This window comes from Sphingomonas sp. Leaf257 (assembly GCF_001422185.1).
GTDB classification, from domain to species: Bacteria; Pseudomonadota; Alphaproteobacteria; order Sphingomonadales; family Sphingomonadaceae; genus Sphingomonas; species Sphingomonas yabuuchiae.
Map to the genome: position 1 here is coordinate 92665 of NZ_LMMH01000002.1, position 21908 is coordinate 114572.

Annotated in this window: 19 protein-coding genes and 1 pseudogene; 12 read left to right on the forward strand and 8 right to left on the reverse strand. The window is 66.1% G+C overall.

The window, feature by feature from the left end:
• Nucleotides 1-50: 50 nt before the first annotated feature.
• Together leuB and ASF14_RS03580 are read left to right on the forward strand one after the other, a co-directional pair.
• Nucleotides 51-1094 (forward strand): 3-isopropylmalate dehydrogenase, encoded by a 1044-nt coding sequence (leuB, locus tag ASF14_RS03575; protein WP_056431708.1) that lies wholly within the window; start codon nt 51-53, stop codon nt 1092-1094.
• Nucleotides 1095-1099: 5 nt separating this feature from the next.
• The gene (locus ASF14_RS03580; protein WP_056431711.1) at nt 1100-2200 is read left to right on the forward strand and encodes a glycosyltransferase family 2 protein; all 1101 of its coding nucleotides are present in this window, start codon (nt 1100-1102) and stop codon (nt 2198-2200) included.
• A 28-nt stretch (nt 2201-2228) separates the two neighbouring features.
• Here ASF14_RS03580 and ASF14_RS03585 read toward each other — a convergent pair whose 3' ends face one another.
• Nucleotides 2229-3473, reverse strand: a complete 1245-nt coding sequence (locus ASF14_RS03585) for a phospholipid carrier-dependent glycosyltransferase (protein WP_056431713.1) — start codon at nt 3471-3473, stop codon at nt 2229-2231.
• A 171-nt stretch (nt 3474-3644) separates the two neighbouring features.
• Here ASF14_RS03585 and ASF14_RS03590 point away from each other — a divergent pair, with 171 nt between their 5' ends.
• Together ASF14_RS03590 and ASF14_RS03595 are read left to right on the forward strand one after the other, a co-directional pair.
• Nucleotides 3645-4988: a methyl-accepting chemotaxis protein gene (locus ASF14_RS03590; RefSeq protein WP_236696914.1), complete on the forward strand. Its 1344-nt coding sequence runs from the start codon at nt 3645-3647 to the stop codon at nt 4986-4988.
• Between the two features lie 167 nt (nt 4989-5155).
• Nucleotides 5156-7030, forward strand: coding sequence for a glycoside hydrolase family 35 protein (locus ASF14_RS03595; RefSeq protein ID WP_236696915.1), 1875 nt, complete (start codon nt 5156-5158; stop codon nt 7028-7030).
• A gap of 154 nt (nt 7031-7184) precedes the next feature.
• On the opposite strand, the gene ASF14_RS03600 is transcribed toward ASF14_RS03595, so the two are convergent.
• The gene (locus tag ASF14_RS03600) at nt 7185-7490 is read right to left on the reverse strand and encodes a hypothetical protein (protein WP_056431906.1); all 306 of its coding nucleotides are present in this window, start codon (nt 7488-7490) and stop codon (nt 7185-7187) included.
• 135 nt (nt 7491-7625) lie between these two features.
• Between ASF14_RS03600 and ASF14_RS03605 the strand changes: the two genes are divergently transcribed.
• Genes ASF14_RS03605 through ASF14_RS03615 form a run of 3 tightly spaced genes read left to right on the forward strand, consistent with a single transcriptional unit; the run spans nt 7626 to nt 10005 of the window.
• On the forward strand, nt 7626-8834 hold the full coding sequence (locus ASF14_RS03605; RefSeq protein ID WP_056431718.1) for a trans-sulfuration enzyme family protein: 1209 nt from the start codon (nt 7626-7628) through the stop codon (nt 8832-8834).
• Nucleotides 8831-9229, forward strand: a complete 399-nt coding sequence (apaG, locus tag ASF14_RS03610) for a Co2+/Mg2+ efflux protein ApaG (RefSeq protein ID WP_056431721.1) — start codon at nt 8831-8833, stop codon at nt 9227-9229. The genes ASF14_RS03605 and apaG overlap by 4 nt, the downstream gene beginning before the upstream one ends.
• The gene (locus ASF14_RS03615; RefSeq protein WP_056431723.1) at nt 9226-10005 is read left to right on the forward strand and encodes a LysR family transcriptional regulator; all 780 of its coding nucleotides are present in this window, start codon (nt 9226-9228) and stop codon (nt 10003-10005) included. Before apaG ends, ASF14_RS03615 begins: the two co-directional genes overlap by 4 nt.
• A 433-nt stretch (nt 10006-10438) precedes the next feature.
• Here ASF14_RS03615 and hslO read toward each other — a convergent pair whose 3' ends face one another.
• From hslO to parE, 5 genes are all read right to left on the reverse strand, one after another.
• Nucleotides 10439-11353 carry an Hsp33 family molecular chaperone HslO gene (gene hslO, locus ASF14_RS03620; protein WP_056431726.1) on the reverse strand — a complete coding sequence of 305 codons (915 nt, stop codon included), beginning with the start codon at nt 11351-11353 and terminating at the stop codon, nt 10439-10441.
• Nucleotides 11354-11470: 117 nt separating this feature from the next.
• A complete protein-coding gene (gene argF, locus ASF14_RS03625; RefSeq protein WP_056431728.1) occupies nt 11471-12406 on the reverse strand; it encodes an ornithine carbamoyltransferase in 936 nt (311 codons plus the stop codon).
• A gap of 52 nt (nt 12407-12458) precedes the next feature.
• A complete protein-coding gene (locus ASF14_RS03630; protein WP_056431731.1) occupies nt 12459-13649 on the reverse strand; it encodes an aspartate aminotransferase family protein in 1191 nt (396 codons plus the stop codon).
• A gap of 116 nt (nt 13650-13765) precedes the next feature.
• On the reverse strand, nt 13766-15070 hold the full coding sequence (locus ASF14_RS03635; RefSeq protein ID WP_156361028.1) for a hypothetical protein: 1305 nt from the start codon (nt 15068-15070) through the stop codon (nt 13766-13768).
• Nucleotides 15071-15097: 27 nt separating this feature from the next.
• Nucleotides 15098-17077: a DNA topoisomerase IV subunit B gene (gene parE, locus ASF14_RS03640; protein WP_056431738.1), complete on the reverse strand. Its 1980-nt coding sequence runs from the start codon at nt 17075-17077 to the stop codon at nt 15098-15100.
• A gap of 152 nt (nt 17078-17229) precedes the next feature.
• On the opposite strand from parE, the gene ASF14_RS03645 reads away from it, so the two are divergent.
• Nucleotides 17230-18090 carry an outer membrane protein gene (locus ASF14_RS03645; protein WP_056431741.1) on the forward strand — a complete coding sequence of 287 codons (861 nt, stop codon included), beginning with the start codon at nt 17230-17232 and terminating at the stop codon, nt 18088-18090.
• Nucleotides 18091-18276: 186 nt separating this feature from the next.
• Here ASF14_RS03645 and ASF14_RS03650 read toward each other — a convergent pair whose 3' ends face one another.
• The gene (locus tag ASF14_RS03650) at nt 18277-18942 is read right to left on the reverse strand and encodes a GcrA family cell cycle regulator (RefSeq protein WP_056431744.1); all 666 of its coding nucleotides are present in this window, start codon (nt 18940-18942) and stop codon (nt 18277-18279) included.
• A gap of 87 nt (nt 18943-19029) precedes the next feature.
• Here ASF14_RS03650 and ASF14_RS03655 point away from each other — a divergent pair, with 87 nt between their 5' ends.
• From ASF14_RS03655 to ASF14_RS03670, 4 genes and pseudogenes are all read left to right on the forward strand, one after another.
• The gene (locus ASF14_RS03655; RefSeq protein ID WP_056431909.1) at nt 19030-19881 is read left to right on the forward strand and encodes an ABC transporter permease; all 852 of its coding nucleotides are present in this window, start codon (nt 19030-19032) and stop codon (nt 19879-19881) included.
• A gap of 212 nt (nt 19882-20093) precedes the next feature.
• Entirely contained in the window at nt 20094-20789 is a 696-nt protein-coding gene (queC, locus tag ASF14_RS03660; RefSeq protein ID WP_056431912.1) for a 7-cyano-7-deazaguanine synthase QueC, read from the forward strand.
• A gap of 4 nt (nt 20790-20793) precedes the next feature.
• Nucleotides 20794-21426, forward strand: a complete 633-nt coding sequence (queE, locus tag ASF14_RS03665; RefSeq protein ID WP_056431747.1) for a 7-carboxy-7-deazaguanine synthase — start codon at nt 20794-20796, stop codon at nt 21424-21426.
• An 80-nt stretch (nt 21427-21506) separates the two neighbouring features.
• A pseudogene (locus ASF14_RS03670) lies at nt 21507-21719 on the forward strand (7-carboxy-7-deazaguanine synthase); the annotation flags it as partial.
• Between the last annotated feature and the right edge of the window lie 189 nt (nt 21720-21908).

Here is a 21908-nt window from a genome sequence, read left to right on the forward strand (position 1 = left end):
TCCGCTAAGGCAAAGGGCGCTCCGAACATAGACAGGACAAGGGGCCAGCCATGGCATTGATCGCGATCCTCGCCGGTGACGGCATCGGCCCGGAAGTGACGGCGGAAGCGCGGCGTGTGCTGGAGGCGCTGGATCTGGGCCTGACCTTCGAGGAGGCCAAGGTCGGCGGAGCGGCCTATGAGGCGGCGGGCCATCCGCTGCCGCCCGAGACTCTGGAGGTGGCGGACCGCGCCGATGCGCTGCTGTTCGGCGCGGTCGGCGATCCGCGCTTCGACAATCTGGAGCGCGCGCATCGGCCCGAACAGGCGATCCTGGGTCTGCGCAAGGCATTCGGCCTGTTCGCGAACCTGCGGCCTGCGCGCCTGTTCGAGGGGCTGGAGGATGCCAGCTCGCTGCGCCCCGACATTGCGCGGCGTATCGACATGGTGATCGTGCGCGAGCTGACCGGCGACGTCTATTTCGGTGCGAAGGGCCGTGGCACCACCGAGGCGGGTCTGCGCGAAGGCCATGACCTGATGCGCTATGACGAACAGGAAGTGGCGCGCATCGCCCGCGTTGGCTTCGAAACCGCGATGCGCCGCCGCCGTCGCCTGCTGTCGGTGGACAAGGCCAATGTGCTGGAAACCTCGCAGTTGTGGCGCGACGTGGTGATCGAGGTGGCGAAGGACTATCCGGACGTCGCGCTGGAGCACATGTATGTCGACAATTGCGCGATGCAGCTGGTGCGCGATCCGGGCCAGTTCGACGTCATCCTGACCGGCAATCTGTTCGGCGACATCCTGTCGGATCAGGCGTCGATGTGCGCAGGCTCGATCGGGATGCTGCCCTCCGCCGCGCTGGGGGCGACGGGCAAGGGGCTGTACGAGCCGATCCATGGCTCGGCACCGGATATCGCGGGGCAGGGCAAGGCCAATCCATGCGCGGCGATCCTGTCGTCGGCGATGATGCTGCGCCACTCGCTGGGCCTGACCGAGGCGGCCGACCGGATCGACGCGGCGGTGGCGGGCGCGATCCGCGAGGGCGCGCGGACCGGCGATCTGGGCGGCAGCCTGTCGACCCGCGCCATGGCCGACGCGATCCTCGAACGCCTCTGACGCCCATGAGCGCGCTCCTCGAACTCGCGGTCGTCATCCCGACCTTCAACGAGCGCGCCAATGTGCCCGTGCTCATCGCCAAGCTCGACCAGGCGCTGGCCGGGCGGCGGTGGGAGGCGATCTTCGTCGACGACAACAGCCCCGACGGGACCGCCGAGGCCGCGCGGGAACTGGGCCGCGTCGACAGCCGCGTCCGGGTGATCCAGCGGATCGGGCGGCGGGGGCTGTCGTCCGCCTGTATCGAGGGGATGTGCGCCACCGCCGCGCCTGTGGTCGCGGTGATCGATGGCGATTTGCAGCATGACGAAACGCTGCTGCCGAAGATGCTCGACCGGTTGCAGGCGGAAGGCGATCTCGACATCGTCGTCGGCTCGCGCTTCATCGATGGCGGCGGGACGGGGGACTGGGACCGCGACCGGGTGGCCAAGTCGGCCTTTGCGACGAAGCTGTCGCAGCGGGTGCTGAACGTGAACCTGTCCGACCCGATGAGCGGCTTCTTCATGGTCCGCACCCAGGTGGCGCGCGACACCGTGCCGCATCTGTCGGGGATCGGCTTCAAGATCCTGCTCGACATCATGAGTGCGTCGCCGCGCCCGTTACGCGCCGCCGAAATGCCCTATGTCTTCCGGCTGCGGACCGAGGGCGAGTCGAAGCTCGATCATGTCGTGGCGATGGAATATCTGATCGCGCTGTACGACCGCCGCTTCGGCAAGGTGGTGCCGGTGCGCTTCGCCATGTTCTCGGCGATTGGGGTGCTGGGCGTGGGCGTGCATATGGCGGTGCTCAGCCTGTTCTTCGTCCTGCTGGGCGCGAGCTTCCTGGCCAGCCAGATCGTCGCGGTGGCGGCGGCGATGACGTTCAACTTCTTCCTGAACAATGCGCTGACCTATCGCGACCGGCGTCTGACCGGGTTCAAGCCGCTGCTCGACGGCTGGGTGTCCTTCTGTCTGGTTTGCGCCGTGGGGGCGATCGCCAATGTCGGCGTTGCGGCCTTCCTGCACGATGCGCGGGCGAATGAGTGGGCGGTATCGGCACTGATCGGCGTGCTGGTCGGTGCGGTGTGGAATTATGCGCTGTCGTCGCGGTTCGTCTGGGGGCGGTACTGAATTTGGGCTGAGGGTGGGGGCGTGGCCCTCACCGCCAATCCATGAACCACGCAAAGCGCGCAAAGGACTTCGGCCCCGCCAGTGCCCCCGCTGTCAGGATCGGGTAGAAATACACGAACAGACACGCCACCGCGACCAGATAGGCCTCGTCCCAGTCGCGCAACCACGTCCGCCAGCGATCGATCGCCACCGCCAGCGCGACCGACAGCCAGATCGCGGGCAGGAAGTAATAATAGTAGAAGCCCAGCGACTTGGGGATGATCGCCCAGACCGCGAAGCCACCGATCCAGAGCGCCGCCGCGACACCCAGCCTTGCCTCCCGCGTCCGCAGCCAGCCGAGCGCACACGCCGCCACCGCGACCAGCCCGCCCCACATCACCGCCGGATTGCCGAGCAGGAAGATACCCCGCTGCGCGCCTTCGGCCATCTCGTAGAAATACCAGATGGGCCGCCCGATCACGGGCCAACTCCACCAGGTCGATTGATAATGATGCGGCGGCAGGATCTGGGTCTGGCGAGCATACATCTCCAACTGAAACGGCAGGAGGTTCGCCACCGTCATCGGCTCGCGCGTATAGAAAAAGGCTGGCGCAAAGGTCGCCGCATAGGCCAGCCCCGCACTCAGACCGAGAAGCCCCCAGGCCGACCACCAGCGCAGGCCCGGCCAGCGGCTGGGGTCCTGCCGCTTCAACAGGATAAAGCCGATCGCCGCATAGCCCAGATAGGGCACCGCCGCCCATTTCACCCCGACCGCGAGGCCCAGCAGCACCGCACCCAGCATCCAGCGCCAGCGACTCTGCACGGCGTTCCCGCGCACTGCCCAGGCCATCGCCACGACGGCCAGCACGACGAATGCGGCCATGAACCCGTCAAGCATCGCGATCCGCGCCTGCACCAGCACCATGAAGTTCAACATGGTCAGCAGCGCCCCGATCGCCGCTGCGCGTGTCCGCCGGGTCATCAGCCAGACGATGCCGAACACGCCGCCGACGATCGCCGTCCCCGCCACCGTGGACAGCGCGCGCCAACCCAGCGCATTGTCGCCGAACATCAGCATGCCCGCCGCGATCAACATCTTGCCGAGCAGCGGATGCTCGATATTCACCGGCCCCTCCAGCGCCAGCAACGTGCGCGCGGCGGGAACGTAATGAACTTCGTCGAAGACCAGCGTCGGCGGCATGGTCAGCCGCCAGCAGAACAACGCCTGTGCCGCGATCAACAGTGACAATAGCGCCGGAACGGGACGGCGAAGCGGAGCAAGCAGGCGACGCATGTGGTGCTCATGGCCGACCCGACCAAGACGGACAATTGCTTTTTCGGTAAGCGGTACCAATACAAAACATCCCTAACCGATCCTTCAGACTTGTTCGTTAGGTCAGCACGTCATGGCCGGAATTGATGGGCGATACGCCTTCGACTCCGGACCGCTAGAGACAATGGGCGGATGGCTGCGATGGGTTTGTTCGGCAAGAAGGATGTGAGCCTGGGGAATCGGCTGGCGCTGGCGGTGTTCGAGCATTCGCCCGATGCCATGCTCCTCTTGTCCGACAGTAAGTTCATTGCTGGCAACGCCGCCGTCGAGCGGATCTATCATCGCCGCCTGTCCGAGGTGCTGGGCCATAACCCGCTGGATTTCTCCGCCCCCTGCCAGGCGGATGGCCGCCCGACAGACACGCATATCGGGGAGCGGGTCGCCCAGGCGTTGCGGGACGGCTTTGCCCGGTTCGAATGGCTCAACCAAGACCCCAAGGGACAGGTGGAGCGCCTTCTCGTTACCCTGATCCCCGCGCAGGTCGTCACGCCGCAGGATGTGCTGGTCCTGATCCAGGATATGGGCGAAACCATGGAGATGGTGAATCAGCTCGGCGACGGGCTGTCGCGCATCTCCAACGGCGATCTGTCGCACCGCATCGCCAAGCCGTTCCGCGACGATTACGAACCGCTCCGGCTTCACTTCAACGAGGCGGCGCAGATGCTGGGCGGATCGATCCAGTCGATCGACTCGTCCTCGCGCCGGGTGCACAGTGCGGCGCTCGAAATCGGCAAGGCGGCTGGCGACCTGTCGCGGCGTACCGAACATCAGGCCGCCTCGCTGGAGGAAACGGCCGCGGCGATGCGCCAGGTGACGACCGCGATCCAGGAAACCGCGCAGTTCGGCAACAAGGCCGCGCAGGTCGCCGCCTCCGCGCAGGAAAATGCGGCGCAGAGCGGCGTCGTGGTGCAGCGCGCGATGGACGCGATGGGCGGGATCGAGCGTACCTCGAACGAAATCTCCGAGATCATCGGCGTGATCGACGGCATCGCCTTCCAGACCAATTTGCTGGCGCTGAACGCGGGTGTCGAGGCGGCGCGCGCGGGTGACGCGGGCAAGGGCTTTGCGGTCGTCGCATCCGAAGTCCGTGCGCTGGCGCAGCGTTCGGCCGATGCCGCCAAGGATGTGAAGAGCCGCATCGGCGCATCGGACGCGCAAATTCGCTCGGGCGTGCAGGAGGTCGACGCGGCCGGATCGACGCTACAGCGCATCGCCGCGCAGGTCAGCGAGATGGCCACCCTGATCGGCGACATCGCCAACGCATCCCAGCAACAGGCGAGCAGCGCGTCGCAGATCACGATCGCGATCGGCGATCTCGACTCGGTGACGCAACAGAATGCGGCGATGGTCGAGGAAGCCTCCGCCGCCGCCCGCGAAATGGTCAACGAGGCAAGCGCGATGACCGATCAGGTCGGCCGCTTCCGCCTGGGCAGCCAATCCCCCGTGATGGCACAGCCGATGTGGAAAGCCGCGTAACCCCTTATTCCTCCCCTTGCAGGGGAGGAATGACTCGGCATTATTCGTCAGACAATTTGACGAACCCCCGTCCCGCATGGCACCCATGATGCCGAAGCGCGGGCGGGTGACACGGCATGTCCCGAACCCCGTCTGCGCGAATGCGACGGAATGAACGGGAGAGTGACGTGACACGAGCGGTTCGATCGACCTTGTGCGCAATTCTGGCGGCGACCGCGCTTTCGCCCCTGGCGGCGCAAAATATGTCGGCGCAAGGCCCCCTGTCGAATGACGGCCCGGCCAGGATCTTCGAGGTGAAGGGCAAGGGCTTCCTGCGCAACGGCCAGCCGCATCAGGTGATCTCGGGCGAGATGCACTATACCCGCATCCCGCGCGCCTATTGGCGCGACCGGTTGCGCAAGGCCAAGGCGATGGGGCTGAACACCATCACCACCTATTCCTTCTGGAACGCGCATGAGCCGCGTCCGGGTGTCTATGATTTCAGTGGCCAGAACGACATCGTCGCCTTCATTCGCGATGCGCAGGCCGAGGGGCTGGACGTGATCCTGCGTCCCGGCCCCTATGTCTGTGCGGAATGGGAACTGGGCGGTTATCCGTCCTGGCTGCTCAAGGACCGCAAGCTCGTCCTGCGTTCGATCGATCCGCAATATACCGCCGCCGTCGACCGCTGGCTGATGCGGCTGGGGCAGGAGGTGAAGCCACTGCTGCTCAAGAATGGCGGGCCGATCGTCGCGGTGCAGCTGGAAAACGAATATGGCGCGTTCGGCAGCGATCAGACCTATTTGCGCGGGCTGGAGGCGAGCTACAAGCGCGCGGGGTTTGCCGATGGCATCCTGTTCACCAGCAACCAGGGCGGCGATCTGGCCAAGGGTTCGCTGCCCAACCTGCCTTCGATCGTCAATTTTGGTTCGGGCGGCGCGCAAAGCTCGGTCGCGAAGCTGGAGGCCTATCGTCCTGACGGCCTGCGCATGGTCGGCGAATATTGGGCGGGCTGGTTCGACAAATGGGGCGAGGAGCACCACGAGACGGACGGCAAGAAAGAGGCTGAGGAAATGGCCTATATGCTCAAGCGCGGCTATTCGATCTCGCTCTACATGGTTCATGGCGGCACCACCTTCGGCTGGATGAACGGCGCGGACTCGCACACCGGCAAGGATTATCACCCCGACACCACCAGCTATGATTATGACGCGCCGATCGATGAGGCGGGCAATCCGCGCTACAAATACGGCCTGATCGCCGCCGCCATCGCCGAGGTGACGGGCAAGCCCGCCGCACCAACCCCTGCGCCGACAGTCGCGACGACCTTCCCGGTATCGCCGGTGCGGCGCAGCGCGTCGCTTTGGGACAATCTGCCCGCGCCGGTGCGGGCCGCTCAGCCGAAGACGTTCGAGGAACTCGACCAGAATTTCGGCTATGTCCTCTACCGCGTCGCCGTCCCGGCGGGCCCTGCGCAGACGCTGGCCCTCAAGGGCATGCACAGCTATGCGCAGGTCTATCTGAACAAGGCGCTGGTCGGCACGCTGGACCGGCGTCTGGATCAGGAGACGGTCGAACTGCCCGCGCGCGCCAAGCCCGCGACGCTGGATATCCTGGTCGAGAATACCGGCCGGGTGAATTATTCGCACGCGATCCGCACCGAGCAGGCGGGCCTGACCGGCGCGGTGACGCTGGCGGGGCAGCCGCTCACCGACTGGCAGATGTTCCGCTTGCCGATGGACAATCTGTCGTCGCTGAAATTGTCGGCCAAGCCGTGCAGCGGTCCCTGCTTCTACGAGGCGGAAATGACCGTTTCGCAGCCCGGCGACACCTATCTCGACATGCGGGGCGCGCATAAGGGGCAGCTGTGGCTGAACGACCATAATCTCGGTCGTTTCTGGAGCATCGGGCCGGTCCACACGCTCTACACGCCCGCGCCGTGGCTGAAGGCGGGAGCGAACCGGGTACTGTTCTTCGATCTGACCGGGGATGCGAGCGACAGGCTGACGACGGTGGCCAAGCTGATTTATGGCAAGGTGACGAACCACCGCGAGGCGCAGTAACCGGCGGCTTGCCCCTCCACCACCGGGCTACATCCGGCGGTCCCCCTCCCCATCGAAGATGGGGAGGATTTCGGCATCCCATTCCTCCCCAAGCTGTGCTTGGGGAGGGGGACCATCGCGATAGCGATGGTGGAGGGGCCGGACTCCATCCGCCTCAGCGCACCGCAGCCGCCTGGTTGTCGATGACCGCCTCGCGCTGCTCGGGGCTCATCGCGGCGGCATTGACGTCGGCGGCCTTGATCGCGTCGGCGCGGTCCTCGGCATAGTCGCGGGTCTTTTCGGCCTGCTTGTCGAGCATCTTGGCCTGGTTGCGCAGCGCGTCGGCCTGGTCTTCCATGCCGTCGGCACGGTTGTCGGCCGCCTTTTCGACATTCTCGGCGAGCTTGTCGGTGCCCTTGCCGTTGCAGGCGGACAGCGACACCAGGCTGGCGGCCATCAGCAGGCCGATGCGGATCTTCATGCTCATTCTCCCTGTTTGGATCGGGGGGAATAACCGGATCGGGAACTTTTCCGTTCCGCTGGCGTAACGCTGACATATCGGGTGCGCGACCGAATATCCTTGAACCCCGCCCCCCGGACCGGCAAATGGACGGGCATGAAGCGCAAGACTGGCCAGGACCGTTCGATCACCTCCCAATGGCGCCCCGCGACGCAGGCCGTGCGCGGCGGCACCGCGCGGTCGGAATATGGCGAAACCTCCGAGGCGCTCTTCCTGACCTCGGGTTATTGCTACGACCGGGCAGGGGACGCGGCGGCACGGTTCGCGGGCGAGCAGGAGGGGATGACCTATTCCCGCCTCCAGAACCCGACCGTCGAGATGCTGGAACAGCGCATCGCCCTGCTCGAGGGCGCCGAGGCGTGCCGGACCATGGCGTCGGGCATGGCGGCGATGACCGCGGTGCTGCTCTGCCAGTTGCAGGCGGGCGACCATCTGGTCGGCGGGCGTGCGGCGTTCGGGTCGTGCCGCTGGCTGACCGACACGCTGCTGCCGAAGTTCGGCATCGCCACCACCGTCGTCGATGCGCGCGACCCGCAGGCGTTCCTGGATGCGGTGCGGCCCGAGACCAAGGTCTTCTTCTTCGAGACGCCCGCCAATCCGACCATGGACGTGGCCGATCTCCAGGCGATCTGCGACATCGCGCGCGAGCGCGGCATCACCACGGTGGTCGACAATGCGTTTGCCACCCCGGCGCTCCAGCGGCCGATGGATTTCGGCGCGGACGTGACCGCCTATTCCGCCACCAAGATGATGGACGGGCAGGGCCGCGTGCTGGCGGGCGCGGTGTGCGGGACCGAGGACTTCATCACCAACACCCTGCTGCCCTTCACCCGCAACACCGGCCCGACCCTTTCGGCGTTCAACGCCTGGGTGGTGCTGAAGGGGCTGGAGACGCTGGACCTGCGCATCCACCGCCAGTCGGAATCGGCGCTGAAGGTCGCGACCTTCCTGGAGGGCCGCGTGCCGCGCGTCCTGTGCCCCGCGCTGCCCAGCCATCCGCAGCACGAGCTCGCCATGCGCCAGATGAAGGCGGGCGGCAGCATCTTTGCGCTGGAACTCGATGGCGGCCGCGAACAGGCGCATGGCCTGCTCGACGCGCTGGAGCTGATCGACATCTCGAACAATATCGGCGACTCGCGCTCGCTGATGACTCATCCCGCCTCGACCACCCATGCCGGTGTCGCCCAGGACAAGCGGATCGAGATGGGCATCGGCGAGGGCATGCTGCGTCTGAATGTCGGGCTGGAGGATGCGGACGACCTGATCGACGATCTCGACCAGGCGCTGCGCGTCGTGGGTCTGTGAAGGCGCTTTTCCCCCATGCGCTGACCACCGGGCCGGTGACGGTCCGCGTGTCGGTCAGCTATCTGCCCGAACAGTCCGAGCCGCAGCGCGGGCGCTGGTTCTGGGCCTATCATGTCCGCATCGAGAATGAGGGCGACCAGCCGGTCCAGCTTCTCACCCGGCGCTGGATCATCACCGACGCGCGGGGTGCGCGGCATTCGGTCGAGGGCGAGGGCGTGGTCGGCGAACAGCCGGTGATCCAGCCGGGCGCGTCCTATGACTATGTCTCGGGTTGCCCGCTCGCGACGACCAGCGGCGCGATGCAGGGCAGTTACCGCATGGTCGGCGCGGACGGCGTGACCTTCGACGTGGCCATCCCGCATTTCGCGCTCATCGCCCCGGCGGTGGAGACATGAAGCGGACGCACCTTCCGCTCAACGGCCTGCGCGTGCTGGACGCCGCCGCGCGCCATCTGAGCTTTACCCGCGCCGCCGACGAACTGGCCGTGACCCCGGCGGCGGTCGGGCAGCAGATCCGCGCGCTGGAGGATACGCTGGGCGTCGTCCTGTTCCGCCGCACGACGCGCGGGCTGGAACTGACCCCCGAAGCCGAAGCAGGCCTCGCACCGTTGCGGGCCGGTTTCCTGCAATTCGAGGATGCCGTGCGCGCCATGCAGGCGGGCCAGTCGTCCAAGTCGCTGACCATCGCCGCCCCGCGCGACGTGACCGAGAAGTGGCTGATGCCACGCCTCGCCGCCATCGCCGCAAGCGACCCGGACCTGCGTTTCTCGCTGATCGCGTCGGATGAGGGGCTGGACTTCACCGAGGCCAATCTGGACCTCGCCATCCGCTGGGGTGACGGACCCGGTGGCCTGGAGGGTGAGGCGATCGAGTCGGACGGGATGATTCCCATCGGTCCGGCGGACGCGCCGCTGATCGCCTGGCCGGGTGCGCCCGAAGAAGGCGCGCCGCTGGTCCGTGTCACCGATGCAGGCCTGGCGATCGACGCGGTTGCGGCGGGGCTGGGCCGGGCGATCGTGCCGCAACTGCTGGCTGAGCGCGATCTGGCCGAGGGGCGGGTGCTCGCCACCGGCGAGGCGGTGCCTTCGCGCATGGGGTACTGGCTGGTCGCCCCGCTGCCGCAATGGCGCCAGCAGAAGGTCAAGGCGCTGGTCGAGGCGCTGGGGGGCTAAGGGCCATCAAACCCCTTGCGTCACCCCGGCGGAGGCCAGGGCCCAGTTTCCATATCAGTCGTGGTGCACGGTGGCATCGCGTGAGAGGCGAGCACGCCTCCCACGCGACGTGGGGAATCATCTGACCATCACCGCAACTGGCCCCGGCCTTCGCCGGGGACGTGCTTGTGGTTAGGGGTCGGTACTCCAATTCCTCCCCAAGCTTTGCTTGGGGAGGGGGACCGCCAGCCGAAGGCTGGTGGTGGAGGGGCAGGCTCCCTCGCAGGCCGCTATACCCCTCCGTCAGGCCTGACAGCATCGCCACCCCTCCCCTTTAGGGGAGGGGGCGGGGGTGGGGCGCTTCCGCAAGCGCGGCGTTCGTGGAAAGGCCCCACCCCAACCCCTCCCCTGAAGGGGAGGGGCTCACATTGGCTCAATGCGACGTCATCCTGCTTTAGGCCGCAGGCTCGGCGTCGAAGGGCACCGGGAATTTCTTCGCGCAGAAGGCGCAGTCCACCTGGATCAGGCCATCGGCATCCGCCATCTCGCGCCGTTCCTCGACCGAGAACTTCGTGATGACGCTGGCGATATACTCCGCCGAGCAGCGGCAGCCGCGCACGATGGCGGGGCTTTCCGACACGCGGACATTCTGCTCCTCGTTGAACAGCCGCCACACCAAAGTTTCCAGCGGCAGCGCGGCGTCGGCCAGTTCCTCGACCTGCATCGTCTGGCCCAGCGCCTGGACATGCTCCCATTCCGGGTGGTCGAGCTTGACGTGCAGCCGCTCGCGCCCTTCCTCGCCCTCGGGCAGGTGCTGGAGGAACAGGCCGCCCGCGACCGTCCGCCCGTCCGGCCCCTTGCTGATCCCGACGCGCAGCAGGCTGGGGATCTGCTCGGACTGGATGAAATAGCTCTCGGCGGCGCTCGACAGGGTATCGCCGTCCAGCGGCACGATGCCCTGATAGCGTTCGTCGGTCATCGCAAGGTCGAAGGTGATCGCCAGATAACCCTGACCGAACAGCGCGAACAGCGTCGGTTCGGCGGGCAGTTCGGCCAGCCGGTCCTCGTCATACTGGACATAGCCGCGCAGCTCGCCACCGCGATAATCGCACACCAGCAGGCGGATCACGCCGCTGTCGCTGCGCGTCTGGATGGTCAACTGGCCGCTGGTGTCCTTCAGCGTCGCACCCATCAGCGCGGTCAGGGTCAGCGCCTCGGCCAGCAGCCGCTCGATCGCGGGCGGATAGGCATGCGCCGCCAGAATCTCGTCCAGCACCGGGCCCAGCCGTACCAGCCGTCCGCGCGCATGATGCTCGGGGATGATGAAACCGATCGCGCGGTCGAGGTCGGGCAGGGTGATGTCGGTCATGCTCGTGCCTTTACGCTCCGGAGGGGGCCGGGCGCTATGATGCCAGTGCGGCAGGGAAAAGAGAAAAGGCCGACGAACCCGCCGGCCTTTCCATAGATAGTATGGCCCGGCCTGCGATCAACCGATCTGGCCCCCCACTTGACCAAAGCACCAGCGCAGCACCGATTTCTGCGCATGGAGGCGGTTTTCCGCTTCCGGCCAGATCAACGACTGCGGGCCGTCGATGACATCCGACGTCACCTCTTCCTCGCGATGCGCAGGCAGGCAGTGGAGGAACTTGGCGTCCGGCCTGGCCAGCGCCATGAGGTCGGCATTGACCTGGAACGGCATCATCGCGGCCAGCTTTTCCTCGGCATGGGCCTGGCCCATCGAGATCCAGGTGTCGGTGACGACGATGTCCGCGCCCTCGACCGCCGCACGCGGATCGGTGGTGCAGGTCGCGCGGCCGTTACCCAGCTCCAGCGTGCCGGGCTCGGGGTGATAGCCGTTGGGGCAGGCGGCGACCACGTCGAAGCCGAGCAGCCCGCCCGCCTCGACGATCGAGTGCAGCACGTTGTTGCCGTCGCCCAGCCAAGCGACCTTCATGCCGGACAGGGTCTTGCCCGCCTCGATCACGGTCAGAAGGTCGGCCATGATCTGGCACGGATGCGACAGGTCGGTCAGGCCGTTGATGACCGGCACGGATGCATAATGCGCCATTTCCTCGACCTTGGCATGGTCGTCGGTGCGGATCATGATCGCGTCGGTATAGCCCGACAGGATGCGCGCGGTGTCGGCGATCGTCTCGCCGCGCCCCAGCTGCATCGTGCCCGCATCGAGCACGATCGAGGTGCCGCCGAGCTGGCGGATCGCCATGTCGAAGCTGACGCGGGTGCGGGTCGAGTTCTTCTCGAACACCATGGCGAGCACATGGCCCGTCAGCGGCGTATCGGCATCGACGCGGCCCTTGGTAAAACCGACGCGGGCGGCCTTGCGGGCCTGCGCATCGGTCAGAATGGCGGTCACACCCTCGGGACCGGCGTCGGCGAGGTTCAGGAAGTGGCGGATCGTCATGGGTCTATACTCCGTCCCCCGGCGGTTTGCCGCCGCCGGGGTGGCAGGGATATCAGTCGTCGGCGGCGGGGACGTAGACGCGCGCGGCGTCCGACAGCTTCGTCGCGAACTCGGTGATGTGGCTCTCGTCGATGACCAGCGGCGGCAGGATGCGGATGACGTTCTCGCCCGCCGCCACCAGCAGCAGCCCGTGATTGTCGCGGCAATGCGCGACGAAACGGCGGCTGTCGCTCTTCATCTTCAGACCCTGCATCAGGCCGTGACCGCGAACCTCCTCGAACAGATGATCGAAGTTCGGGATCATCTGCTCGAGCGTCGAGCGCAGCCGCTGGCCCATCGCCTCGACATGCTCGAGGAAGCCCGGCTCCTGGATCACGTCCAGCACCGCCTCGCCCGCCGCCATGGACAGCGGATTGCCGCCATAGGTCGAGCCATGGGTGCCCGCGACCATGCCCTTGGCCGCTTCCTCGGTCGCCAGGCACGCGCCCAGCGGGAAGCCGCCGCCGATACCCTTGGCGACGGCCATGATGTCGGGCTTCACGCCGTACAGCTCATGCGCAAAGAACTTGCCGGTGCGGCCGTAACCGCACTGCACCTCGTCCAGCACCAGCAGCAGGCCATGCTCGTCGCACGCCTTGCGCAGCCCTTGGAGGAATTCCATGCTGGCGGGGCGCAGGCCGCCTTCGCCCTGGATCGGCTCGACCAGGAAACCGGCGGTATTCTCGTCGATCAGCGCCAGCGCGGCTTCCAGATCGTCGAACGGCGCGTAAGCAAAGCCCGGCAGCAAGGGCTCGAACCCGTCGCGCATCTTGGGCTGGTTGGTTGCCGAGATCGCGCCGAGCGTCCGGCCATGGAACGCGTTGTTGAACGTGATCAGCGTATGACGCTGCGGATTGCCATTGGCGAAGTGATAGCGGCGCGCGGTCTTGATCGCGCACTCGACGGCTTCCGCGCCCGAATTGGTGAAGAACACCGTGTCGGCAAAGGTCGAATCGACCAGCCGCTGGGCGAAATGCTCACCCTGCGGGCTGCCGTACAGGTTCGACACGTGCATCAGCGTCGCGGCCTGTTTGGCGATCGCGTCGACCAGTTTCGGATGGCCATGGCCCAGCGCGTTCACCGCGATACCGGCGGCGAAGTCCAGATACTGCTCGCCGTCTTCGCCATAGAGATAGACGCCTTCGCCTCGGACCGGACGCACCCCGCACCGTGGGTAAACGGGCATCAGGGCGGTGATGGTCACGGGACGTCTCCTTCAAACAGCAAAGGGCGGCACAGGTGGCCGCCCAGTCCGATCATACGGGCTATTGCGTCCTTGCGTCAACGCATCGGCGCTAGGGTGTATAGGTGAGGGCTACCCTAGTTCATCGACGCGGCCGGGGGAATTTCTGGATCGGCGTCTAGTGTCAGATCCATGATCTCCAAACGCCGCTCCGCGCTACGATGCGGTATTCGTGACGGCGAGTTTGCCAAGGCATTGATACCTCCCCCGCTGCCCGGAAAATTGCCGCCGATGACGTCCGACACGAAATTGGTCCGCTCCAAGCGAAGCAGCCCGTCGGCATGTGCCAGGGGCGCGTAGCGGCGTTCGGCGATCGCTTTCATGATGATCTCGGTCCAACGTGATGCGACCGGGCCGACCAGATTGATGATATGAACATCGGCCGTTTGTCCCGATGGCAGGATGCGGAAGCTGATATCCACGAAGGCCGGATCACTGGTGCCGGAAGCTAGGCCATAATGGAAATCCTCGATCCGCAGCGAGGGCTGATAGACGAGCAGCGGATTGGGGCGCGGCGAGGGGTCTGGTTCCAACTGCGCCATCACCGCGTCGATCACGGCCTTGCGAGCCTCCTCACCTTTGGCTTCGCGGACGGGCATGATCCGCACGGCATTCCGAAAGGGCAGGAACCGGGGATCGCGATTGTCGAGGATTGCGGCGCGTGCACGCTCGGCAAGTGCGCGATAGCTCCAGGTCGATTCGGCCATCGATGTCAGCAGCATTGCCCGCCGCAGCATGGCCAGGCCCTGTATGTCAGGTAGCCCGGCACGTTCGGCGGCCCGCGCCACATCGGCATAGCGGGCCAGTCCGGCTTCGATTTCATGGGTCCGCACCAGCCCGTCGCCATTGCTCAACCGTTGCAAGAGAACCTCCCGACTAACCGGATCATAGCGGGTTCGAAGTGCATCGACGGCGTCCGCCCCGCGCCCCAGCGCCCGTTCCGGCTTGCCATTCAGGCTGTGCAGGCGCCCCGTCGCACGGTGTAGCGCGGCCACCTCCAGCGGGTAGTGAGAGGCAAAGCCGGCATTACGACGCCTGGCGGCCATCAGCGTCCGGCGGCTGTTCCGGTAATCACCCTCCAGAAACTGCGCATCCGCCAGAGTCAGCGACAGCAATATGTCGTCGCGTGGCGGACAGTTCTTTGCGCGGCATTGATCGAGAGCTTTTCGCGCTTTTTCGACGCGCTCGCCGGTCACCACGATCTCCGCAGCGGTCGGCGAGACGTCATTATCCTGAAGCGGCAGAAACGCGACCAAAAGCGGAAGGATAAACATCGTAAACTCCCACGGCGATACGGCGCGCGATCGGCGCGATATCTTTTGCTGTGTCCGTTGGCCGGTGGGAGAAACGGCCTCAAGAAAATATCCTGGCTGAACCTGCATCGATGCTGAACGGACCCAGCAGGTCGATCAGGCGTCGATAACCTCCTCGTCCAGCCTTGCCGCATTTTCCTGAATGAAGGCGAAGCGGTGCGCCGGGTTGTTGCCCATCAGCCGGTCGACCAGGTCCTTCACACCCGCGCGTTCCTCATATTCCTGGGGCAGGGTGATGCGGATCAGGCTGCGGGTGGCGGGGTCCATAGTGGTCTCGCGCAGCTGGCCGGGGTTCATCTCGCCCAGGCCCTTGAAGCGCGCGACGTCGACCTTCTTGCCCTTGAACGCGGTGCGCTCGAGCTCGGCGCGGTGGGCGTCGTCGCGGGCATAGAGCGACTTGGCGCCGACCGTCAGGCGATAGAGCGGCGGCTGGGCAAGGTAGAGATGTCCGCGCCGCACCAGATCGGGCATTTCCTGGAAGAAGAAGGTCATCAACAGCGTGGCGATATGCGCGCCGTCCACGTCGGCGTCGGTCATGATGACGATCTTTTCGTAGCGCAGCTGGGTCGGGTCGCAATCCTTGCGCGTGCCGCAGCCCATGGCCAGCGTCAGGTCGGCGATTTCCTGATTCTGCAGGATCTTGGTCGAGGTCGCGCTGGCGACGTTCAGGATCTTGCCGCGGATGGGCAGGATCGCCTGCGTCTTGCGGTCGCGCGCCTGCTTTGCCGAGCCGCCTGCCGAGTCGCCCTCGACGATGAACAGCTCGGTGCCCTCGGGGCTGTCCGCCGAACAGTCGGTCAGCTTGCCGGGCAAGCGCAGCTTGCGGGCGGAGGTCGCTGTCTTGCGCTTGACCTCACGCTCGGCCTTGCGGCGCAGCCGCTCGTCCATGCGGTCGAGCACATAGCCGAGCAGCGCCTTGCCGCGATCCATGTTCGCCGACAGATAATGGTCGAAATGGTCGCGCACCGCCTTTTCAACCAGTCCGGCGGCTTCCGGGCTGGTCAGGCGGTCCTTGGTCTGGCTCTGGAATTGCGGTTCGCGGATGAAGACCGAGAGCATCAGTTCGGAGCCGACCATCACGTCGTCGGCCGTGATGTCCTTGGCCTTTTTCTGATTCACCAGCTCGCCGAACGCGCGCAGGCCCCGGACCAAGGCCTGGCGCAGGCCCTGTTCGTGCGTGCCGCCATCGGGGGTGGGGATGGTGTTGCAATACCAGCTATAGCTGCCGTCGCTCCAGAGCGGCCAAGCGACCGCCCATTCGACGCGGCCCTGTTCGGCCGGGAAGTCCTGATTGCCCGAAAAGAAATCCGCCGTCGCGCATTCGCGTCCGCCGATCTGCTCCTTCAGATGGTCGGCAAGACCGCCGGGGAACTGGAAGACCGCATCGGCGGGCGTGTCGTCGGTGATCAGTTCGGCCGCGCAGTGCCAGCGTATCTCGACGCCCGCGAACAGATAGGCCTTGGACCGGACCAGCTTGTGCAGCCGCGCGGGCTTGAAGTGCAGTTCGGGTCCGAAAATCTCGGTATCCGGCGTGAAGGCGACGCTGGTGCCGCGCCGATTGGGAGCGGCGCCGACGGTCTCCAGCGGACCCAGCGTCGCGCCTTTCGCAAAACGCTGGCGATAGAGGACACGCTCGCGCGCCACCTCAACCACCGTGTCCGACGATAGCGCGTTGACCACCGAGATGCCGACGCCGTGCAGGCCGCCAGAGGTCGCATAGGCCTTGCCGGTGAACTTGCCGCCCGAATGGAGCGTCGAAAGGATCACCTCCAGTGCCGACTTGTCGGGGAATTTGGGATGCGGATCGACCGGAATGCCGCGCCCATTGTCGACGATGGTCAGGCGGTTGCCCGGCTCCAGCTTCACCTCGATCCGGGTGGCGTGGCCCGCCACCGCTTCGTCCATCGCATTGTCGAGGACTTCGGCCGCCAGGTGATGCAGCGCGCGCTCGTCGGTGCCGCCGATATACATGCCCGGGCGGCGACGAACCGGCTCCAGCCCCTCGAGCACCTCGATCGAGGAAGCGTCATAAGCGGGCTGGGAACGGGCGCCGCCCGCGAACAGATCATTGGACATAACGGGAACTATAGGGCTTCCGGAGCGCTTGCGCCAGCTTCGTGGCGCGTTGCGCAAATGCAACAAAGCTTTGCCGATATTCTAACGTGGGATATTTCCACCGGCCCGGTCCGTTAGCCCGTTACCTTTATGCCAAGGGTACGGGAGTGATAATGATGAAATTCTGGATGGCGGGGGCCATGGCCTCGGCGCTGATCGCCGCGCCGGCCATGGCGCAGGACGGCACCTATGCGGGTGAGGACGATGCGCCCTTCTCCGGCGTCTATGTCGGCGGCAGCTTCGGTTATGACGTGCAGCCCAATGATGTCGGCTCGCGCTTCCTGTTCGACCGCAACCTGGACGGGCGATTCGGCGATGTCGTGACGACCGCGACCGGCGCCAATGCCTTCTCGCCGGGCTTCTGCAACGGCCGCGCGCGCAGCGTCCTGTCGCCGCAAAATGCCGCCACGGGTTGCGACAACGACAAGGACGGCATCGCCTATTATGGCCGCGTCGGTGCCGACCATCAGGTGGGCAACATCGTGTACGGCGTGGTCGGCGAGTTCGGTAAGTCGGAAATCACCGACAGCGTCTCGGCCTTTTCGACCACGCCCGCCTGGTACACGTTCACGCGCAGCATCGACTGGGAAGCTTCGGTCCGCGGTCGCGCGGGTTATGCCGCGAACAACACGCTGTTCTACGGCACGTTCGGCGGCGGCTATGCCCGGATCAACCGCGAGTTCGCGACCTCGAACGGGTCGAACGCCTTTGCCCTCAGCGGCAAGCGCAACCAGTTCGGCTTCCTCGGCGGCGGCGGTATCGAGCAGAAGATCGGGCGCAACTTCTCGATCGGCATGGAATATATGTACCACCAGTATCGCGACGACGACACGCGTGTCCGGGTGACGCAAGGATCGGCGCCTGCGACCAATCCGTTCGTGCTGGCGCCGAACACCAGCGGCACGGATATCCGGCGGTCGGACGACAAGTTCCGCTGGCACTCGCTGCGCGCGACGGCGGCGTTCCGGTTCTGATGTGAGGGGCGCGCCCTGTCGCTTGAGGTAGGCGGCGGGGCGTGCACCTCGACTTCGCTCGGTGCGAACGGCTTAGGGGAACTTGCCCCAAATTCCGTTCAGGCTGAGCGAAGCCGAGGGGACCGCACGGGCCACGAAAAAGCCCGCCGGTCGCGAAACCGGCGGGCTTTTTTCTTAGGCCCCGAATCAGCGGACGCGCGGGCCGCCAAAGGGCAAAGGCGGCGGCGGACGGCGGTCGCGGCGGGGCAGCTGCGCCTGATAGGCATGGCCGCAATGCGCGACGCAATATGGGAAGCCCGGATTCACCTTGTCGCCGCAAAAGTGAAAGTCCGGCTCGCCCGGATGGCCGATCGGCCATTTGCAGATGCGATCGTTCAGGTCGAGCAGCGAGGTCTTGCCCGCCATTTCGGGGCTCGGCTTGGCGGGCACCAGACGGCGCGGCGGCGCGGGCGAGGGCGGGGGCTGCTGCTCGCCGGGCGACTGACGGACGAAGCCGCCTGGGCCGACCGACCGCAGGATCGGCTGCGGCTCGCGCGCCTTGGCGGGTTCGGCTTCGACCTCTGCGTCCGGTTCATCCTCGGCCACGAAGGGCGAAGGCTCGGGCTCGGGCTCGGGCTCCGGCGCGGGAGGGGGCGGCGGCGGCGCGGCCGCGACCACCGGCTCGGGGGCAGGAGCCGCGGCGGGCTCATTGGCCTTCACCGGCGACGGGCGCGCCTGCAGGCCCAGGCGGTGCGCCTTGCCGATCACCGCGTTGCGGCTGACCCCGCCCAGTGCTTCGGCGATCTGGCTGGCGGTCTGTCCCGCCTCCCACATCGTCCTGAGCGTATCGATCCGCTCATCGGTCCACGACATTCGAAACCTTTCCTCACTTCATCATCGCAACCGCCAGTCATCGTACCGGGTTGCGGGCGGCCACGGCAACCGTTACGCGCTATGGCGATGAGCAGCCAGCCCCCCCTCGGTGAAATCCACTCGGCGGTGCGCGCCGCCCCCGGTGAGCCCGTCATTCGGAACATCAACTGGGGCGGCCTTCGAACCCTCTATATCAAGGAGGTGCGCCGTTTCTTCAAGGTGCAGCTCCAGACGATCTGGGCGCCGTCGGTCACGACGCTGCTCTACCTCATCATTTTCACCACCGCCTTGGGCGGTCGCCACGCCGTGCCGGTCGCGGGGATGCAGGTGCCGTTCGCCGATTTCATCGCGCCGGGCCTGATCGTGATGGGCATGATGAACAATGCCTTCGCCAATGCCAGCTTCTCGCTGCTGGTCGGCAAGATTCAGGGCACGATCGTGGATTATCTGATGCCGCCGCTCTCCACCGCCGAGCTGCTGGCCGCGCTGGTCGGCGGCGCGGTGACGCGCGCGGTGCTGGTCGGGGTGACGGTGTGGGCCGCGATGGCGATCTGGCCGGGGGTGCACGTCACCCCGCACGCGCTGTTCGCGGTGCTGTGGTTCGGCCTGCTGGGCTCGGTGTTCCTCGCGCTGCTGGGTGTGCTGACCTCGATCTGGGCGGAGAAGTTCGACCATGCGGCGGCCGTGACCAATTTCGTCGTCGTGCCGCTGTCGCTGCTGTCAGGCACCTTCTATTCGGTCGATGGCCTCGCCCCGGCGTTCCGCGCGATCAGCCATGCCAACCCGTTCTTCTACGTCATCTCGGGCTTCCGCTATGGTTTCCTGGGTCTTGCCGACTCGCCGGTGACGCTGGGCGGGTTCGTCGTGCTCGGCATCGACATCGTAATGGCGGTCCTGTGCTACGTCCTGCTGCGCAAGGGCTGGAAGTTGAAGAACTGAAACGGATCGGCTTTTCGGTTTTTTAACCATCATGCTGCTAGAAGGGGGTTCTGCTTCAGTAGCGGAATTCTCCCTCGCCCGGGTCCTCAGCATGCCCGGTCAGGTCCTTGGCGGGACTGATCTTTCGGTCCCGCCCTTTCTTGCAGCTCCCAAGCTCGGCCCCAACGCACCATTGCAACCGCGCGCCAATGGGCGTAGCGATCGGCCCCATCATGACATCTTCTGCTCCCATGGCGGTCGTGCTCGTTTCGGGCGGGCTGGACTCGATGATTTCCGCTGCTTCGGCCAAGGCCGCCGGCTATCGCGTACTCGCGCTTTCGGTGGACTATAACCAGCGCCACAAGGTCGAACTCGCCGCCGCCGCGCGAGTCGCCGAGGCGCTGGGTGCCGAGCGCCACATCGTCCTGCCGCTCGACCTGTCGGCCTTTGGCGGCTCTGCGCTGACCGCGGATATCGATGTGCCCAAGGACGGCGTTCAGCCGGGTATCCCCGTCACCTATGTGCCCGCGCGCAACACGATCTTCCTCAGCCTCGCGCTCGGCTGGGCCGAAGCGGCGGGCGCGCGCGACCTGTTCATCGGCGTGAACGCGCTCGACTATTCGGGCTATCCCGATTGCCGTCCCGAATTCATCGCCGCCTTCGAGGGGCTGGCCGAGATCGCGACCAAGGCAGGCGTCGAGGGCCAGCCGTTCAAGATCCATGCGCCGCTCCAGCACATGACCAAGGCGGATATCGTGCGCGAAGGCATGCGGCTGGGTGTCGATATGGGGATCAGCTGGTCCTGCTACGACCCGACGCCCGAGGGGCTGCATTGCGGCGAATGCGACAGCTGCCGCCTGCGTTCGCGCGGTTTCGAGGAAGCGGGCATCCCCGATCCCACCGCCTATGCGGTCAAGCCGCAGGGCTGAGCCGATGAGCTATGCCGTCAAGGAAATGTTCCTGACGCTCCAGGGCGAGGGCGTGCAGGCCGGGCGGCGCGCGGTGTTCGTGCGCTTTGCCGGCTGCAACCTGTGGTCCGGCCGCGAGCAGGACCGGGCGAGCGCGATCTGCCGCTTCTGCGACACGGATTTCGTCGGGGTCGATGGCTTGGGTGGCGGGCGCTTTGCAGACGCAGGCGCGCTGGTCGCGGCGGTCGAGGGTTTCTGGGGCGAGTCGCGGGGCGAGCGCTTCGTGGTGCTAACCGGGGGCGAGCCGATGCTCCAGGTCGACGATGCGCTGGTCGACAGCTTGCACGCGGCGGGCTTCTTCATCGCGATCGAGAGCAACGGGACGATCGCAGCGCATCCGGGCATCGATTGGGTATGCATCAGTCCCAAGGCGGGGTCTGACGTCGTCCAGCGTTCGGGGCAGGAACTGAAGCTCGTCTGGCCACAGGCGGGAATCGACCCGGCCGAGGTCGAGGGATGGGATTTCGCGAACCATCTGCTCCAGCCGCTCGACGATCCGCAGGCGGATGCAAATCGCGAGGCGTGCATCGCCATGGTGATGGAGCGGCCGCGCTGGCGTCTGACGCTTCAGACGCACAAGATGCTGGGGTTGCGGTAGGGTTGTTCGGCCGCTGTCGGGACGTGCGCTTCGACTTTGCTCAGCGTGAACGGCTGTTGGGTTTTGGGTCAGCTTCAAGCCTCCGTCGTTCGGGCCAGGAATTGAAGCTGGTCTGGCCGCAGGCAGGAATCGACCCGGCTGAGGTCGAGGGATGGGACTTCGCGAACCACCTGCTCCAGCCGCTCGACGATCCGCAGGCGGATGCAAATCGCGAGGCGTGCATCGCCATGGTGATGGAGCGGCCGCGCTGGCGGCTGACGCTTCAGACGCACAAGATGCTGGGGTTGCGGTAGGGTTGTTCGGCCGCTGTCGGGGCGTGCGCTTCGACTTCGCTCAGCGTGAACGGCTGTTGGGTTTTGGGTCAGCTTCAAGCCTCCGTTCAGCCTGAGCGAAGTCGAAGGCCACGCCCCTCCCGCTCAATCCAGCGCGGAACGTGCACTTCGACTTCGCTCAGTGTGAACGGAGGTGGGGTACGGACCTCA